Raw genomic sequence first — 17283 nt, 5'->3', positions numbered from 1 at the left:
ATCTCAGCGATTGTCTTTACCTCTTCAGCTTTAGGTTTTTCTTCGCTCTTGGCCACGTTCTTGAAGTCCTCAGGGGCCTTTTTACCATTCACATCTGTACCTCTGTATCTCTGGTTTCCGGCTTCGTCATACTTGAAATAGACTTCGGTTTGTGAGAACCCGAAAACACCAATCAACAAAGAAAATAAGGAAAGTAGTTTTCTTTTCATAGTTTACTTATTTCGTTTTTTCTGAAAGAAGCAACAACAACAATTGTTTTTCAAGCTTTTCAATCTTATCGGATTGTTGTTTCAACGTTTTATTTTGCTCAATAGAATACAATGTTAATTCTTCAATTTTTTCAAGCAGCTTAGCATCCATTTCTCCCAGGTTGATTCCGTTTTTTTCTACTTCTCCGGCAGAAGGGATGTTTGGTAAATGTCCTTTTTCTGAAATATGCTTTTCAACATCTTCCAATGATCTCAATTTATAATCCTTTTTAAAGACATAATCAGCCCATCCGTTGGTTGCAGGATTTTCAACTTTTATTTGTTCAGCCTTTATTCCTTTTCTTACATAAAAGATGAAATTAGGGTCATTATCATATTGATCTGTTCCTACGGTCACTTTTCCGGTATTGAAAACCACAAGGCTGCTTGGGTGAACTGAATCTGTAAATTTTATCCTGGTGATTCCGGATGAATTAGGAGTTGAGGTATCAGAGTTAGGATCAACCGCATTGTCATTAGGCATATGGAATTCTAGATTATGGCTTCCCAAAGTTCTGATCACTGCATCTGATGCAACAGACCAACGTGAAGCACAGCCATTACAAAGAACAGTTGCAAGCTCTAATTTGGCTCCGTTAACGGTTCCTGCAGCCGCAGAGTTTCCGATAGCAATACCATTGGCATAAGGTCCGTTAAATACCTTAAGTCTTTCCATGTTATTTGTTTTGATAACAAGTTCCTGGTCATCAATGGTGCCGATGAAATTAGATGGAGGAGTAGTTCCTGAGTTTCCTGTAAGATTCCAGGATTGGGCAAAAGCCATAGAAGATACGGCTATAAATAGCGGTACAAGTGTAGTTTTCATGAATTGTTAATTTTTGTTAAATTTTAAAATGCAAATATTTTTATATTATTGAAATAGTATGAATTTCATATTATTTTTATAGCGTATTATAAGAAGTAAAAAAGGAGTTATTTCCCATTCAAAGATGCCATCATTTGGATGAGTGTGCAAACAAATACTATATAGATTCATAAATTTATATGTATATGTAATGCTCTCCAGTTAAAAAATATGCTAATGGAGTATGTTTAATTTTATTTAATATTTTTTTAATAAAAAAATTCTACCTTTGTCCAGATGAACTTCTTAAGATTGATTTTAGCGCTTTATTTTGCGGCATTATCCATAATGCCATGTGAAGATGTGCATAAACAATTGAGTTCTTCCAAATCCGACTTTGCACTAAGTGTTGAAGAGTCCCATTCAAAGGATCAGGGAGATATCTGTTCTCCATTGTGTGTTTGCAATTGTTGTCAGATAACGGTTGCGGCTTTTAAAATGGAACCTCAGATAAGTATTCCAAGACAAGAACAGGCCTACTTTTCCAAAAAGATTCTTTTCCACAAAAATAACTTTGCCTATCAGGTTTACGAAAACATCTGGCAGCCTCCTAAAATTTAATTTTATTGATTTAGGGAAAGCACAGCTTTCCAACCTTACGTGAAACTTTGCAATTCTATTGCATGGATCTTCATGATATTTTTGCACTTGACATTTTAAAATGTCTGTGCATATAATTTCAATAAAATAAATCTTTTTTGTGTTAGATAAAATTATAAAATTCAGTATTAAGAATAAGTTCATTATTGGTTTAATGACTTTACTGTGGATTATCTGGGGAGTCTGGAGTGCTACCAGATTACCCATTGATGCGGTACCTGATATTACGAACAATCAGGTTCAAATTATTACGGTATGTCCTACATTAGCGGGACAGGAGGTAGAGCAATTGGTTACTTTTCCAATTGAACAGAGTATAGCAAATGTTCCAGGCATTGAAGATATGAGAAGTGTATCAAGGTTTGGACTTTCTGTGATTACAGTTGTTTTTAAAGAAGATGTTGATGTTTATTTTGCGCGACAGCTTATTAGTGAGCAACTTAAACAAGCCGTTGAAGAAATTCCCAAAGGAGTTGGCGTTCCGGAGCTTGCTCCGGTAAGTACGGGATTAGGAGAAATATATCAATATATTCTGCATCCGAAAAAAGGAAGCGAAAAAAAATACAGTGCTAAAGATCTTCGGACCATGCAGGACTGGATTGTTCGAAGACAGCTTAACGGAACTCCTGGTGTTGCAGAAATCAACAGTTTTGGAGGTGAGTTGAAACAATATGAAGTTGGTATTAATCCCAATAGACTAAAAGCGATGGGAGTAAGTATTTCCGATATTTTTACTGCTTTAGAAAAAAATAATCAGAATACCGGAGGTGCTTACATTGACAAAAAACCGAATGCCTATTTTATCCGCGGGGTCGGAATGGTCACTTCGTTAGAAGATATTCGGAACATAGCAGTGAAAAATGAAACAGGAAGTATTCCTATATACATAAAAGATGTCGCAGATGTTCGTTTTGGAAGTGCTGTGCGATATGGAGCGATGACCTATAACGGAAAAGTAGATGCCGTGGGTGGAGTCGTAATGATGCTGAAAGGAGCGAATAGTAATGAGGTGGTGAACAATGTGAAAGCTAAAATCCCTACTATTCAAAAATCTCTTCCTGACGACGTAGTCATTGAGCCTTTCATTGATAGGACCGATCTCGTGGGAAGAGCAATGAAAACAGTAGAGAAAAATCTGGTAGAGGGTGCATTAATTGTAATTTTCGTACTTGTTGTTTTTCTTGGAAATCTTCGGGCCGGGCTTATTGTTGCGTCAGCAATTCCTCTATCCTTATTATTTGCTTTAGGAATGATGAATGTGTTTGGGGTGAGTGCCAACCTGATGAGTCTGGGGGCAATAGATTTTGGACTTATTGTAGATGGAGCCGTTATTATTGTAGAGGCAACATTGCATTTATTACATAATAAAAACAGCGGGAAGCTTACGCAGATCCAGATGGATAAGGAAGTAGGAACGGCAGCGTCCAAAATGATGAATAGTGCCATTTTTGGACAAATCATTATTCTGATCGTTTATATTCCAATACTTTCTTTAGCAGGAGTAGAAGGTAAAATGTTTACCCCAATGGCAAAAACAGTAGGATTTGCAATTATTGGAGCTACCATTTTATCCATTACTTATATTCCAATGGTAAGCTCGTTGTTCCTTTCTAAAAATGTTAGTCATAAAAAGACACTCAGTGACAAAATTATGGACTTCCTTCAAGGTATTTATCAGCCTTTGTTGCAAAAAGCCATTCGATTGAAGCTCGTAATTGTCACTATAACGATTTCTATTTTTGTGATTTCAATTTTCATATTCAAAAATATGGGAGGGGAGTTTATCCCGCAATTGCAGGAAGGAGACTATGCATTTCAATGTATCCTACCTCAGCAAAGCTCATTGAGTCAAAGTTTGGAAACATCCATGCAGGCATCAAGGATCATCAAGTCATTTGATGAGGTAAAAATGGTTGTAGGAAAAACCGGATCAGCCGAAGTACCTACTGACCCGATGCCACCAGAGGCTTCAGATATCATTGTGGTGCTAAAACCGCAGAGCGAGTGGAAAACAAAAAAATCATATGCGGAACTGGGAGATGAGATCAGTAAAAAACTGGAAGCGATTCCCGGGGTATATTTTGAAAGAAACCAGCCGATCCAAATGCGTTTTAATGAATTGATGACGGGAATTAGACAGGACGTAGCCGTTAAAATTTTCGGGGAGAATCTGGATTCCCTGGCCATTTATGCAGAGAAAGTTGGAAAAGCAATACAATCGGTAAACGGAGCTAATGCTCCTCAAATTGAAAAAGTGGGTGGACTTCCACAAATCAATGTTACTTATGACAGAACAAGAATGGCTAATTACGGAATCAATATTGAAGATGTAAATAACGCCTTAAGTACCGCGTTTGCAGGAAAAAGTACCGGTCAGGTTTTTGAGAATGAGAGACGTTTTGATCTGGTTGTTCGCTTGGATAGTCTTAATAGGACTAATATTGATGATGTTGATAACCTGATGATCAATACTAAAACAGGAGCACAGATCCCGCTTTCACAGGTCGCAGATGTCAAATACAAAATGGGGCCCGCACAAATCAGCCGCGAACAGGCAAAACGTAGAATTGTTGTAGGCTTTAATGTTAAAGGACGTGATGTACAGAGTGTGGTTCAGGATATTCAGAAGAAGCTTGACAAAGACGTTAAGCTACCTGCAGGATATTATTATACTTACGGTGGACAATTTGAAAACCTTCAGGAGGCTAGCCAGCGTCTTATGATTGCGGTACCTATATCGCTGTTGTTGATATTTTTATTATTGTATTTCACTTTCAACTCTTTAAAACAGGCGGCATTGATTTTTACAGCCATTCCAATGAGTGCTATTGGTGGGATCTTTGCCCTTCTTGTAAGAGGGATGCCTTTTAGTATCAGTGCCGGAATTGGATTTATTGCCTTATTCGGAGTAGCGGTTCTTAATGGAATTGTATTGATAGGAACCTTCAATGAATTAGAAAAAGAAGGCGAAAAAGATATCTTTAAAAGAGTGATGGAGGGGACTAAAACAAGGCTTCGACCAGTATTAATGACTGCAACGGTAGCATCGTTAGGATTTTTACCCATGGCGATTTCCACGGGCGCAGGAGCTGAGGTTCAGAAACCATTGGCAACCGTTGTAATCGGTGGATTAATCAGTGCTACTTTTCTTACTTTATTTGTGTTACCAATGCTGTATATTATTTTCAATACAAAACTTCGAATTAAGAAGATGAAAATGAAACCATTTACACCGGTGATTATTCTTGGATTTATAATGTTGGGTCAATTCGCCAGCGCTCAATCCAGAACATTGACTGTAGAACAGGCAGTAGAACAGGCCGTGGCGAACAATCCCGGACTGAAATCCAAAGACCTGGGTATTGAGGCTGCAAGGGCTTTAAAACCTACGGCTAAAGAATTGCCAAAAATGAATTTTAATGCACAGCTCGGGCAGTATAATAGTCCTACTTTTGACCAATCTTTTGCAATTTCACAAAGTATTCCTTTTCCTACCATATTCAAAGCCAGAAAAGAATTAATTGCGGAAACTATAAAAGGTAAACAGATAGAGAAGGAAATTTCTATGAATGAGCTTGTTAAACAGGTTCGCTCCTATTATTATCAGATTGAATATCTGCAATATAATAAAGCGCAATTAAAGAATCTGGACAGCCTGTATCGCGATTTCATTCGTATAGCCACCGTAAGGTTCAAGGCTGGGGACATAAAAAAGATTGAGATCAGTACTGCTGAAACCCAACAAGGAGAAATCAACCTTTTGCTCAATCAAAATCAGGTATTTTTAAATAACGCATATAAAAATTTAAAGACACTTTTAAATATTTCTGAGGACATTGAGGTCCCGTTTAACGGAAATTATGAGCCACTTAAATCCGGAAATATTCTGGACAGCAAAGAGGTTGATAATAACCCTACAATTAAAGCATTTTATCAGGAAATGGAAATTGCTGAAAGAAACAAAAATGTAGAAAAAGCGCAGGGACTTCCGGAATTCAGTTTAGGATATACCAACCAGTCTTTAACAGGATCTTATCCAGTAAACGGACAGGAAGTATTTTATAACTCAGGCAACCGGTTTAGCTTTGTAAATGTAGGAATAGCAATTCCTCTAACTTTCGGAGCGACAAAGGCGAGAATAAAATCTTTGGAATTTCAGAAGCAGGTTGCGGAAACCAATGCTATGTATCAGAAGAATCAGCTTTCCACTCAATTGCAAAATGCATTAACCCAATATCAACAGGATACGCAGCAATATAATTACTATGTGGGGCAAGCGATTCCTAATGCTGAGAAAATTGTAAAAGCGGCTCAGTTAGGATATAGAACAGGTGAAATTACTTATGTAGAGTATCTTTTCGCCTTGCAGACTGCGACAAATATTCAATTAAAATACCTGGAATCCATCCAGCAGGTGAACCAATCTGTTGTAACGATTAATTCAATAATTAATAAATAAAATGAGAAAAAAACACATCATCATATATTGTATTGCTCTTTCTTTGTTAACTGTAAGTTGTAGTAAAAAGGAAGAGGTGGCGGAAAATCCTGCGGGAAAAGCAGAGCAAAAAATTGAGAAACCCGCAGAAGCTTCCGAGACTATTGCTTCATTAACGGAAGAACAAATAAAAGCTGTTGGAATTACAATGGGAACCATTGAAATGAAGGAGTTAACTTCTACCGTTAAAGCCAATGGTACCTTGGATGTACCTAATAACAGTAAAGCCACCATTACCTCTTTATATGGAGGAATTATTAAAACGCTTACTGTTCAGGTAGGTAGTGTGGTGAGAAAAGGACAGGTGATCGCAACAATTGCCAATCCTGAATTTATAAGACTTCAGGAAGAATACCTGACTGTGAATAGTAGAATTACATTTGCGGAACAGGAGTACAGAAGACAACGAGAGCTTTTTGATAATGATGCAGGAGCCAAGAAAAACCTGCAGAGTTCCGATGCAGAATTAAAAACCCTCAGAACGAGGAAGGCCTCTTTGTTGAGGCAACTTCAGATGATGGGAATAAGCCCCGGTGCTGTTAACAATGCAAATATGAGATCAGGTTTGGTAATAACATCACCTATCAATGGAACTGTGAGTAGTATTTCTGCACAAATAGGGAGCTATGTTGATGTTTCATCTCCGGTGGCTGAAGTTATTGATAATGAATCCATTCACTTGGATTTACAGATATACGAAAAAGATCTTCCGAAAATGAAAGTTGGGCAAATTGTTCATTTTAATCTAACCAACAACCCGGAGACAGAGTATGATGCCAAAGTATTCAGCATAGGTTCATCTTTTGAGAATGCGAGTAAAACGATTTCTGTACACTGTAATGTAATCGGGAATAAGGCAGGATTAATTGATGGAATGAGCATTACAGGAATTGTAAGTCTCGAAAAAACAACCACACCGGCTGTTCCTAATGATGCAATTGTAGAAGCAGATGGCAAGTCTTATATTTTTGTGCAAACGGATAAAAAGCCTGCTGAAAATCATGATGAAGAAAAATCTAAGAAAGAAATGCCTAAAGAAAATGTGAAAATGATCAATTTTGAGAAAATTGAAGTGGTAAAAGGTTCTTCTGATATGGGTTATACAGCAATAACTCCGGTAACAGAAATTGCCCCTGATTCTAAAATAGTAGTGAAAAGTACATTTTTTGTAAATGCAAAGCTCACCAATGCTGGCGAGCAGGATTAATTAAAAGCCTTCCGACAAAAAAACACAATAATATTATTTCACAAGATGGCTTTAAAAGAAGAACTTGAAAAACAAGGGAATTGGCTTTTCAAATATAGAAGCACATTACCGATAGGTATTTTATTTATCGGTTTTGTGGTTTCTGTTCAAATGAATTTAAAAGAAGAAACAACGAGCTGCGAAATTCTATACGAATTTGCATGCCTTTTAATAAGTGCTGTAGGTTTAGGGATTAGAGTTTATACAGTGGGATATACACCTAAAAATACCTCGGGAAGGAATACCTCAGAAGGCCAGGTAGCTGATACACTTAATACAACAGGAATATACAGTGTAGTAAGAAATCCTTTATATCTAGGGAACTTTTTTATGTGGTTGGGGCTTGCCTTATTTACACAGAACTTATGGTTTATCGTTTCCTTCATTCTTTTTTACTGGATTTATTATGAGCGGATTATTTATGCAGAAGAGCAATTTTTAGAAAGAAAGTTTGGAGAAAAATATAGAAATTGGGCATCCAAAGTACCGGTTTTTATTCCTAACTTAGGATTGTTTAGGAAGAACGAGCTCTCTTTTAGTCTAAAAAAGGTGTTGAAGAAAGAGAAGAATGGGCTTTTTGCTATGTTTTTGATCTTTACGCTTTTCGATATTACAGGAGAATGGATTAGAGATCATTCTGATCATAATTTGTTGTTCATTTCTGGTACGATCATTACAATGATGATGTACTTTGTACTCAAAGTATTAAAAATGAAAACGAGACTTTTAGAAAACAACAGATCTTAAAGGGTTAGAACTTAATTTAAAAAAAATAATTATGTTATTAAACAAAAGATTATCCATTTGGTATTTCATTAATGAAATAAAATCTCAGATTCTTTTCATTTGCATATTTGCTTTTTGTATAGGGCTTTTAGATTTACTTCCCGGATTTAGAAAAATATCACTTCCTCTGAATATTCCTGCATTAGTGGGAACGGCCGTTTCTCTGTTATTGGCTTTCCGTACTTCACAATCTTACGAAAGATGGTGGGAGGCAAGAATTGTCTGGGGAGCCATTGTAAACGATTCCCGGACTTTGATCAGATTAGCAATTCAGTTTTTACCGGAAAAACAAGCACAGGAATTCGCGGAAAGACAGATCATCTGGACTTTTGCGTTAGGGGAATCGCTTAGAAAGCTGCCCTTTTCTGTAAAGGTACAGGAATATCTTACTGCTCATCAAATTGATGCTTTAAATGTTCCGAATGCATTACTCGATGAACATTCCAGGCAGGTAAGAAAAGCTTTTTCTTCAGGGGAAATCTCAGAATTTCAACAATTACAACTTAATGATGCCATTACAAAGCTTTGTGATAGCATGGGAAAATGTGAGCGATTAAAGAATACGGTTTTCCCGCGATCATATAGTATTTTGGTCCATGTGTTAATCTATGTATTTGCTGCTATTTTACCATTTGGATTGGATGATAATCAATTGATAATCGAAGTATTGGTCACTATTTTAGTTCCTACAATGTTTATCGCTATAGAAAGAACATCAATCATCATGCAGGATCCTTTTGAAAATACACCTGTTGATACCCCAATGACTTCTTTAGCACAGACAATAGAAATTAACCTGAGACAGATGGTCGGGGAAAAGAATGTTCCTATGAAGAAAGAAAATCCTTTATACTACGAAATGTAACCCAACTTATTTTTGAAATGATGAACGAAAAAAACACACAAACAGTTTCCGCAGCCAGTAAACATAAAAAGAATCTTCTTATTGTATTATCGTTTAGTGGAACATATCTTATTGCGGAGGTTATTGGAGGAATTCTTACCAATAGTCTTGCGTTGCTTGCAGATGCCGCTCACATGCTTACAGATGTGGTAGGATTGTTACTGGCTTTTATTGCAATAAAAATCGGAGAACGGAAAGCGGACTCCAAAAAAACTTTTGGATATTACCGTACAGAAATATTGGCAGCGGTGATCAATGCCGTGGTACTGCTGGGAATCTCCGTGTATGTTTTATTTGAAGCTTATCAGAGATTTAAAAGCCCTCCAGAAGTGCAGAGTAAATCAATGTTGATTGTTGCAGGAATCGGACTTGTAGTAAACATTGCGGGAATGTTGATCCTGAGAAAAGATTCTGAAGCGAGTCTCAATATGAAAGGCGCTTATTTTGAAGTTCTTTCGGATATGCTTACTTCTGTGGGAGTTATGATTGCAGGTGTAATTATGCTTACAACCAACTGGTACTATGCCGACCCATTGATCTCAGCAGCAATTGGCTTATTGATCTTTCCCAGAACCTGGCGACTTCTTAAGGAAGCTGTTAATGTATTACTGGAGAGTACTCCCAAAGATGTAGACATTGATGTGTTACGTAAATCACTGGAACAGGTTCCTGGCGTAAAAAGCGTGCATGATCTCCATGTGTGGTCTCTTACTTCCGGCGTAAATGCCATGAGTTCTCATATTGTTAAAGATGATACAATTACTCAAAATCAGCTGCTGGAAAAACTGACCGAAGAAACAACATCCAGATTTACCATCAGCCATACTACTTTTCAGATTGAGGAAGAAAGTTATCAGGAAGATGTTACCCATTATTAATTAAAAAATATCAGAAATGAAAAAAGATATAGAAGATAAGCTTATAGACAAAAATACCAAACCAACAAGTATGCGTATCCTGGTATATGATTTTTTGAGCTCTCAGGAAGCTGCTTTGTCATTGTCTGAAATTGAAAGTCATTTTGATAATGCAGACCGAACAACTATATACAGGACCTTAAAAACTTTTGAAGAGAAAGGAATTGTTCACGGGATACAGGAAAATACAACTACCAAGTATAAGCTTTGCGATGATGATTGTGACGAGAAAACACATAAAGACTGGCATCTTCATTTTTACTGTAAAATTTGTAAGCAAACGACCTGTAAAGAAGATATTTCATTTCCAGATAACATCCAAACTAATTTCCGGATTGATGAAATAAGGCTTTTTGCTAAAGGGATTTGCGAAGATTGTCTGGAAAGTTTGCAATAGTATTGCACTTGTTTTAAAATTAATTTTGTTGAAAATTATAAGTTATGGAAGAATGCTGTAATACAAAACCTCAAAAAAAAGAGCACAATCATTTTGAAGGAGATGGCCATGATCACGGTCACTCTCATGATACTTCAGATAAAACGACTTTCCAGTTGTTTTTACCTGCAGTGATCTCTTTTGTTTTATTAATGATCGGTGTCGCTTTAGACAATTATATAAAAACAGAATGGTTTACCGGTTGGGTTCGGATCGTTTGGTACTCAGCGGCCTATATTCCTGTTGGACTTCCAGTATTAAGAGAGGCTTATGAAAGCATCATTAAAGGAGATGTGTTTTCAGAATTCTTCTTAATGGGGATTGCAACAATTGGGGCATTTGTTATTGCCCAATATCCTGAAGGAGTCGCAGTAATGCTTTTTTATGCCGTTGGAGAAGTATTTCAAACTTTGGCCGTTACAAGGGCGAAAAGCAATATCAAATCATTATTAGATCAGCGTCCGGATGAGGTAACTGTTTTAAAAGGTGGGCAACCACAAACCGTGAAAGCAGAGACTGTAGGCATAGGAGAGATTATTCAACTGAAATCCGGAGAGAAATTAGGGCTGGATGGAGAATTGCTTTCAGAAACTGCTTCATTTAATACAGCTGCACTAACAGGAGAAAGTAAGCCGGATACCAAAACCAAAGGTGATGCAGTGCTTGCGGGAATGATCAATTTAAATACTGTTAGCCAGGTTAAAGTTACCACTGCATATCAGGATAGTAAACTGAGTAAGATCCTGGAGCTGGTTCAAAATGCTACAGCGCAAAAAGCTCCAACCGAATTATTCATTAGAAAATTTGCGAAAGTTTATACTCCGATTGTGGTATTGCTTGCTATAGCAATTGCATTATTACCTTATTTCTTTGTAGCGGACTATCAATTTAAAGATTGGCTGTACAGAGCTTTAGTATTCCTTGTGATTTCTTGTCCATGTGCATTGGTGATCTCAATTCCTTTGGGATATTTCGGAGGGATTGGAGCGGGAAGCAGAAATGGAATTCTGTTCAAAGGAAGTAACTTCTTAGATGCACTTGCTAAAATCCAGAATGTTGTAATGGATAAGACCGGAACAATGACAGAAGGTGTTTTCAAAGTTCAGGAAGTGGACTTCAAGCCTGAGTTTGATAAAAATGAAATATTGAAGCTAGTTAACCTTTTAGAAAGCCAGAGTACGCACCCTGTAGCAACAGCTATTCATGAGTATGTAGGAGAAATAGATCATTCCATTCCTATGGAAAACGTAGAGGAAATTGCAGGGCACGGGCTGAAAGCAACAATTAATGGAAAAGATTTATTGGTTGGGAATTTCAAAATGATGGATCGATTCAATATTCAGTATGATATCAACCCGGATAATATTGTGTATACATTAATTGCGGTCGCTTATGATAATAAGTTTGTAGGATATCTTACTATTGCAGATACCATTAAAAACGATGCGCAATTAACGATCAATAAATTAAAAGCATTAAATATAAAATCAACCATGCTGAGTGGCGATAAAAGCTCAGTTGTAAAATATGTAGCGGATACTTTGGGAATTCAAAATGCTTATGGGGATTTACTTCCAGAGGATAAGGTGAATAAAGTAAAAGCTATCAAAGCTAAAAATGAGACGGTTGCTTTTGTTGGTGATGGAGTGAATGATGCTCCGGTTGTCGCTTTGAGTGATGTAGGAATTGCAATGGGTGGACTGGGAAGTGATGCAACGATTGAAACAGCTGACGTTGTAATACAGGATGACATGCCAAGTAAAATTCCTATGGCCATTAATATAGGTAGGAAGACCAAACAGATTGTATGGCAAAACATTACCCTGGCATTTGTGGTAAAAGGAATTGTTTTGATCCTTGGTGCAGGAGGTTTGGCAACGATGTGGGAAGCGGTTTTTGCAGATGTCGGAGTTTCACTGATTGCAATACTTAATGCCGTAAGGATCCAAAGGATGAAATTTTAATCATAAACCATAATTAAACTTAATTATAAGAAGCCTTGCTGAATTTCGGTAAGGCTTCTGTCTGAAAAAATATCGATGACTTTCATCATAAATTATACTTAAGAAGAATTTGAGTAGTATATTTGTGGAATAGAATTGATCATTGAAACTTTTCATATCCATATTCATTATTTTTATCATAGCAATACGTCCTGTATTGCCATTAGTGAACTATGCGATTAACTATGATTATATTGTAAAAAATCTCTGTGAAAATAGAGATAAACCGCAATCTACATGTAAGGGTAAATGTTATGTAGAAAAAGAACTCGCTAAAACAGAAAAGCAATCGGGGCCACAAACGATAAAAATTTCTGTTATTGATGTATTTCTTTCCAATGATATTCTTTCATTTGCTGATGCCAAAAGATTTGAACTCTTGCAAAAAGTTGCTAATCCAGGCTATATAAAATCCCATTCTTCAGATTATTTTTCCAGGATATTCCATCCTCCTTTAGGATAATTTATAATAACTAATTTACTAGTCGAATACCTAATCTTTATTAGCTATTTATTATGTGATTAGTTTTAATCACATCTCTGAATTAATCCATTATTATAAATTTTCATTTCAATCCAATGAAACATATATTCATTTTGACAGCTTTGCTGCTGTCAGTATCATTTATTTCCTGTGCCCAGGAAACACCTAAAGTAAAGCATAGCAAAAGTATGATGACTCCAAAAGAGAACCTTAAGGTAAAAGTAGTCAACGCTGAAGATCCTGTATGTCATATGAAAACGGCAGATTATTTAAAATTTACAGCAACATATAAGAACAAGGTGTACGGTTTTTGCAGTGCTTCCTGTAAGGACGAATTCAACAAAAATCCTGAAAAATATGTCCAAAAATAAAAAAACAACCCAAAGCTCAAAAAGCAGGATCGTTATTCCCATTGCAATTATTGCAGTTATTTTCCTGGGAGTAGGTTTTGGTATGAGCTATTTTAAAAAAAACCTTTATACTGTAATGAAGGTTCCTGATTTTGAGCTTACCGATCAGAATAATAAAAAGATTACCAATAGAGATATGCTGGGTAAAGTATATCTGGTGGAATTCTTCTTTAGTAAATGTCCCACCATCTGTCCTGTAATGAACAGCAATATGAAAGTGATCGAAGAGGAGATTAACAATCCTGAGTTTGGGATTATTTCCATAAGCATAGATCCGTTGAACGATACTCCGGAAACGTTGAAACAACATGCCAATAGAATCGGAGCAAAATCTCCCAACTGGCATTTTTTAACCGGAGACCGTACCTACATTGGAAACCTTGCGGATCAGTTCAATATTTATGTTGGGGATAAAGAAGATGAGGGAGAGAGTCTTAATCACAGTGGGATGATTGCGCTTGTTGATCAGGAAGGAAATATCCGTTGCAGATATAATAAAGACAATATGCCAATCCTTTACTATTCAGGATTAAACTATAAGGATCCTGAAGGAAAAGAAACCCAGCTTACCGGCAAATATCATCCGGACAGGGAAAGGCTGATTGAAGATATTAAGAAGTTAGTAAATTAAAAGTTGGATATCAGGAAGTGTATTGATTATAAATAAAGGTCTTTGACCCTTGTCTTCCATCATCAAACTTACTCTTTAAAAAAATGTTAAACCATAAATACAAAACATTATGAAGATTATGAAAATAGCTGCCTTAGGTGCAGTTTTGGCGGCGCAATTTGCTTTTGCGCAATTCAAGCAAACTCCTTTATCATATGCTTACAATGCGTTGGAAGGTTCAATAGATGCACAAACGATGGAAATCCATTATACAAAGCATGCTGCGGGGTATGTAAGTAATTTGAATAAGGCAATTGCTGGAACACCTCAGGAAAAAGAGACTTTATTCCAGATCCTTTCTAAAGTTTCAACTCTTAGTCCAACGATCAGAAACAACGCCGGAGGACATTTTAACCACGAACTTTTCTGGACCATGTTAACGCCTGAGAAAAATACCCAGCCTTCTGCGAAATTACTAAAAGCAATTACAGAAACTTTTGGAAGTCTTGATGCCTTTAAAGAAAAAATGAGCAAGGCAGGAGCTGATCGTTTTGGTTCCGGCTGGGCATGGCTTTCCGTGGATAAGAACGGGAAGTTGTTTGTTTCTTCAACTCCTAATCAGGATAATCCTTTAATGGATGTTGTAGAAGAAAAAGGAACTCCAATTCTTGGAATTGATGTTTGGGAGCATGCTTATTATTTAAAATATCAGAATAAGAGAGCTGACTATCTTACCGCGATCTGGAATGTATTAAACTGGAAAGAGGTAAGTAAGAGATATGAAAACGCACTGAGCAAAAAATAGATCATGAATTATATTTGCAGCATATTCCTTACCTTCTATATCGTGGTCAGACCTCTGATCCCCATCATGGAATATGCTGTAAATTATGATTATATTGCTGAGGTTCTTTGTGTTAACAAAAACAAACCAGAGCTGAATTGTAATGGTAAATGTTATTTGAGTAAAGAACTCGCTAAAACCAATGATACAGAAACAGCCCCTTTGAGTAAGGGAAAAACTTCCGGACAAAAAATTCTTGATATCTACATCCTTCCGGAAATTACAGAAATAAAAAACACAGGTCTAACATACGATCACAATTTTACTTTTATTTATCAAAAGAATTACTCTTTTCTTTTCCTGAAACATATTTTCAGGCCGCCGGTTTTTTAAAGTTGTTTATACATTTTATCTCCAATTGTTAAAGTTCACGTACTGCGAAAATTACAGATTTTCCACACTCATGTGTTCATCATAATTGTTTCATGATTCACTTTATAATTCTAAAGTGCTAAAACTTTTATGTCTATTGGGATTGAAAAAATGAATGTTTTCAACATTCGATATTTATTTCTATTCAAACAAATACAACTTAAAAAATCAACAATGAAAATTTATAAATTTTTATCTCTATTGTTTATTGGCCTTATATTACTTAGTGCTTCATCATGTCAAAATAATGACGATAGGGATAATTCACAGGATACTACACCGGGAAACCTACAGATAAAGTTTGAAAACGGATTCAATAACCTTGGCAGTATTGTTTTGAATCAGACAACCCAAACTTCTTCAAGCGGACAAAAACACCAGTTTTCTACTTTAAAATATATTGTAAGTAATATCAGCCTGATTGATGAATCCGGGAAAGAATTTAAATACAATGAAAATAATCCTGATAAAGGAGCCTTTATCATAGACCAGGCAGATGCCGTAGCAGGAATCGTTTATGTAAACCTTACCGGAATTCCTAAAAACAATTATAAAAAAGTGAAGTTCGGTCTGGGAATCAGCCAGAATGCTTATCTCCTGGGAATGGACGGGCAGGCAGAGTTTTGGAATAAAGCTAAAACAAAAGGAATGTCCTGGTCCTGGGCTGCGGGCTATGTTTTTGTAAAGCTGGAAGGGAAATATGGAAGTACTGCTGTAGAGAAGGAGTTTATGAATCATACGGGAAATATGGGAAATGTAGCGGCTAATAATACTCCTGATTTATACCGGGAAATTACTTTAGACCTACCAACAACGGCTAGAGTGACCGGAAAAATAAGACCGTCGATTCATATTCTGGCCGATCTTAATCAGTATCTGAGTGGTGACACAAAACTTACCCTGAATACATCTAACGATATGATGATGGGATCGAGTCCGCATTTGGTAAGTGTAACCAACAACCTTACTAAAATGTTTACTGTAAACCACGTTCATAATGATGAAGATTAAAAATATTCTGAAGGCAGGATTGATTATTGTTACATTTTTTAATATCATATCGTGCTCAGATGAGGTTATTGAGCCATTGGAAAAGGATGAGGCTTATAACTTACAGTTTCCAGCTTATTTTCCTGAAATGACGTTTGATAAAACTGGGAATCCGATCACCAAAAATGGAGTAGAGCTGGGAAGGAAATTATTCTACGAAGGAAGGCTTTCCCGAAATAATACCATTTCGTGCGGCTTCTGCCATATACAGGAAAATGCTTTTACGCACCATGGGCATAATGTGAGCCATGGGGTGGATGACAGGATCGGAATACGCAATGCCCCTCCTATCCAGAATATGGCATTCTTAAAGCGATATATGTGGGATGGGGTAATTCATAACCTTAATGAGCAACCCATTATTCCTATTACTGACGCAAACGAAATGGATAGTTCAATGCCTGAAGTGATTGCTAAATTAAATGCCGACAGTAAGTATAGAAATCTTTTCAAAGCCGCTTATGGTGATGAATATATTACAGGGGAAAGGGTTTTGAAGGCTTTGTCACAGTTCATGGTAACGATGATTTCTGGTAATTCTAAGTATGACCAGTATAAGCAGGGAAAAGCAACTTTTACTACAACGGAAATGAAGGGAATGGCACTATTCCAGCAGAAATGTTCCTCATGCCATAGCGGAGAATTGTTTACGGATGAAAGTTTCCGCAATACAGGGATGTATTACAATAGTCAGTTTAAGGATGCCGGGCGTTATAGGGTAACATTGGATCAGGTAGATTGGATGAAATTCCGGGTACCCAGCTTAAGGAATGTGGAATATACAGCACCTTATATGCATGACGGGAGATTCTATACCCTGGATGCTGTTCTTAATTTTTACTCGGATAATGTAGAGGACAATCCTAACCTTGATCCGCTGCTTAAACAAAACGGACATATCGGACTCACGATGAACAATGCGGAGAAGCAGTCCATTATTGCTTTCCTGAAAACTCTATCTGATAAAGACTTTGTTACCAACCCAAAATTCTCAGAATAAATTTTAATCA

Annotated in this window: 16 protein-coding genes and 1 pseudogene; 15 read left to right on the top strand and 2 right to left on the bottom strand. The window is 36.7% G+C overall.

The window, feature by feature from the left end; all coding sequences use genetic code 11:
• Together G9C87_RS20595 and G9C87_RS20590 are read right to left on the bottom strand one after the other, a co-directional pair.
• Positions 1-209 (bottom strand): annotated as a pseudogene (locus G9C87_RS20595) (hypothetical protein); the annotation flags it as partial.
• Between the two features lie 7 nt (positions 210-216).
• Positions 217-1074: a cell wall anchor protein gene (locus G9C87_RS20590; RefSeq protein ID WP_172284660.1), complete on the bottom strand. Its 858-nt coding sequence runs from the start codon at positions 1072-1074 to the stop codon at positions 217-219.
• A 276-nt stretch (positions 1075-1350) separates the two neighbouring features.
• Here G9C87_RS20590 and G9C87_RS20585 point away from each other — a divergent pair, with 276 nt between their 5' ends.
• The 15 genes from G9C87_RS20585 to G9C87_RS20515 all read left to right on the top strand — a co-directional run bounded on the left by G9C87_RS20585 (position 1351) and on the right by G9C87_RS20515 (position 17273).
• Positions 1351-1674: a DUF6660 family protein gene (locus tag G9C87_RS20585; protein WP_172284659.1), complete on the top strand. Its 324-nt coding sequence runs from the start codon at positions 1351-1353 to the stop codon at positions 1672-1674.
• Positions 1675-1813: 139 nt separating this feature from the next.
• Positions 1814-6172 (top strand): CusA/CzcA family heavy metal efflux RND transporter, encoded by a 4359-nt coding sequence (locus tag G9C87_RS20580; protein ID WP_172284657.1) that lies wholly within the window; start codon positions 1814-1816, stop codon positions 6170-6172.
• 1 nt (position 6173) lies between these two features.
• Entirely contained in the window at positions 6174-7418 is a 1245-nt protein-coding gene (locus G9C87_RS20575; RefSeq protein ID WP_172284655.1) for an efflux RND transporter periplasmic adaptor subunit, read from the top strand.
• 45 nt (positions 7419-7463) lie between these two features.
• Entirely contained in the window at positions 7464-8204 is a 741-nt protein-coding gene (locus G9C87_RS20570) for a methyltransferase family protein (RefSeq protein WP_172284653.1), read from the top strand.
• Between the two features lie 31 nt (positions 8205-8235).
• Positions 8236-9108, top strand: coding sequence for a bestrophin family protein (locus tag G9C87_RS20565; protein WP_172284652.1), 873 nt, complete (start codon positions 8236-8238; stop codon positions 9106-9108).
• 20 nt (positions 9109-9128) lie between these two features.
• Entirely contained in the window at positions 9129-10025 is an 897-nt protein-coding gene (locus G9C87_RS20560) for a cation diffusion facilitator family transporter (protein WP_172284674.1), read from the top strand.
• Positions 10026-10041: 16 nt separating this feature from the next.
• Entirely contained in the window at positions 10042-10461 is a 420-nt protein-coding gene (locus G9C87_RS20555; RefSeq protein WP_172284650.1) for a Fur family transcriptional regulator, read from the top strand.
• A 44-nt stretch (positions 10462-10505) separates the two neighbouring features.
• Complete coding sequence (locus G9C87_RS20550; RefSeq protein ID WP_172284649.1) at positions 10506-12464, top strand: heavy metal translocating P-type ATPase; 1959 nt, start codon at positions 10506-10508, stop codon at positions 12462-12464.
• Positions 12465-12606: 142 nt separating this feature from the next.
• Positions 12607-12966: a hypothetical protein gene (locus G9C87_RS20545; protein WP_172284647.1), complete on the top strand. Its 360-nt coding sequence runs from the start codon at positions 12607-12609 to the stop codon at positions 12964-12966.
• Between the two features lie 116 nt (positions 12967-13082).
• Complete coding sequence (locus G9C87_RS20540) at positions 13083-13358, top strand: YHS domain-containing protein (protein WP_172284645.1); 276 nt, start codon at positions 13083-13085, stop codon at positions 13356-13358.
• Positions 13345-14028: an SCO family protein gene (locus G9C87_RS20535; protein WP_172284643.1), complete on the top strand. Its 684-nt coding sequence runs from the start codon at positions 13345-13347 to the stop codon at positions 14026-14028. Before G9C87_RS20540 ends, G9C87_RS20535 begins: the two co-directional genes overlap by 14 nt.
• Before the next feature lie 109 nt (positions 14029-14137).
• Positions 14138-14812, top strand: coding sequence for a superoxide dismutase (locus G9C87_RS20530; RefSeq protein WP_172284641.1), 675 nt, complete (start codon positions 14138-14140; stop codon positions 14810-14812).
• A gap of 3 nt (positions 14813-14815) precedes the next feature.
• Entirely contained in the window at positions 14816-15184 is a 369-nt protein-coding gene (locus tag G9C87_RS20525) for a hypothetical protein (RefSeq protein WP_172284639.1), read from the top strand.
• Positions 15185-15397: 213 nt separating this feature from the next.
• Entirely contained in the window at positions 15398-16234 is an 837-nt protein-coding gene (locus G9C87_RS20520) for an MbnP family protein (protein ID WP_172284637.1), read from the top strand.
• Positions 16224-17273, top strand: a complete 1050-nt coding sequence (locus G9C87_RS20515; RefSeq protein ID WP_410499611.1) for a cytochrome-c peroxidase — start codon at positions 16224-16226, stop codon at positions 17271-17273. The genes G9C87_RS20520 and G9C87_RS20515 overlap by 11 nt, the downstream gene beginning before the upstream one ends.
• Positions 17274-17283 lie beyond the last annotated feature (10 nt).

Source organism: Chryseobacterium sp. LAM-KRS1 (genome assembly GCF_013184525.1).
In the GTDB taxonomy this organism is placed as follows: domain Bacteria; phylum Bacteroidota; class Bacteroidia; order Flavobacteriales; family Weeksellaceae; genus Chryseobacterium; species Chryseobacterium proteolyticum.
The sequence above is the reverse complement of the archived record's forward strand: the minus strand, read 5'-3'. Positions and strand labels throughout refer to the sequence as shown.

Excerpts from the sequence above, each read along its gene's own strand:
- G9C87_RS20590 (WP_172284660.1), bottom strand. The coding sequence starts at position 1,074 with ATGAAAACTACACTTGTACCGCTATTTATAGCCGTATCTTCTATGGCT.
- G9C87_RS20585 (WP_172284659.1), top strand. The coding sequence starts at position 1,351 with ATGAACTTCTTAAGATTGATTTTAGCGCTTTATTTTGCGGCATTATCC.
- G9C87_RS20575 (WP_172284655.1), top strand. The coding sequence starts at position 6,174 with ATGAGAAAAAAACACATCATCATATATTGTATTGCTCTTTCTTTGTTA.
- G9C87_RS20570 (WP_172284653.1), top strand. The coding sequence starts at position 7,464 with ATGGCTTTAAAAGAAGAACTTGAAAAACAAGGGAATTGGCTTTTCAAA.
- G9C87_RS20565 (WP_172284652.1), top strand. The coding sequence starts at position 8,236 with ATGTTATTAAACAAAAGATTATCCATTTGGTATTTCATTAATGAAATA.
- G9C87_RS20560 (WP_172284674.1), top strand. The coding sequence starts at position 9,129 with ATGAACGAAAAAAACACACAAACAGTTTCCGCAGCCAGTAAACATAAA.
- G9C87_RS20555 (WP_172284650.1), top strand. The coding sequence starts at position 10,042 with ATGAAAAAAGATATAGAAGATAAGCTTATAGACAAAAATACCAAACCA.
- G9C87_RS20550 (WP_172284649.1), top strand. The coding sequence starts at position 10,506 with ATGGAAGAATGCTGTAATACAAAACCTCAAAAAAAAGAGCACAATCAT.
- G9C87_RS20540 (WP_172284645.1), top strand. The coding sequence starts at position 13,083 with ATGAAACATATATTCATTTTGACAGCTTTGCTGCTGTCAGTATCATTT.
- G9C87_RS20535 (WP_172284643.1), top strand. The coding sequence starts at position 13,345 with ATGTCCAAAAATAAAAAAACAACCCAAAGCTCAAAAAGCAGGATCGTT.
- G9C87_RS20530 (WP_172284641.1), top strand. The coding sequence starts at position 14,138 with ATGAAGATTATGAAAATAGCTGCCTTAGGTGCAGTTTTGGCGGCGCAA.
- G9C87_RS20525 (WP_172284639.1), top strand. The coding sequence starts at position 14,816 with ATGAATTATATTTGCAGCATATTCCTTACCTTCTATATCGTGGTCAGA.
- G9C87_RS20520 (WP_172284637.1), top strand. The coding sequence starts at position 15,398 with ATGAAAATTTATAAATTTTTATCTCTATTGTTTATTGGCCTTATATTA.
- G9C87_RS20515 (WP_410499611.1), top strand. The coding sequence starts at position 16,224 with ATGAAGATTAAAAATATTCTGAAGGCAGGATTGATTATTGTTACATTT.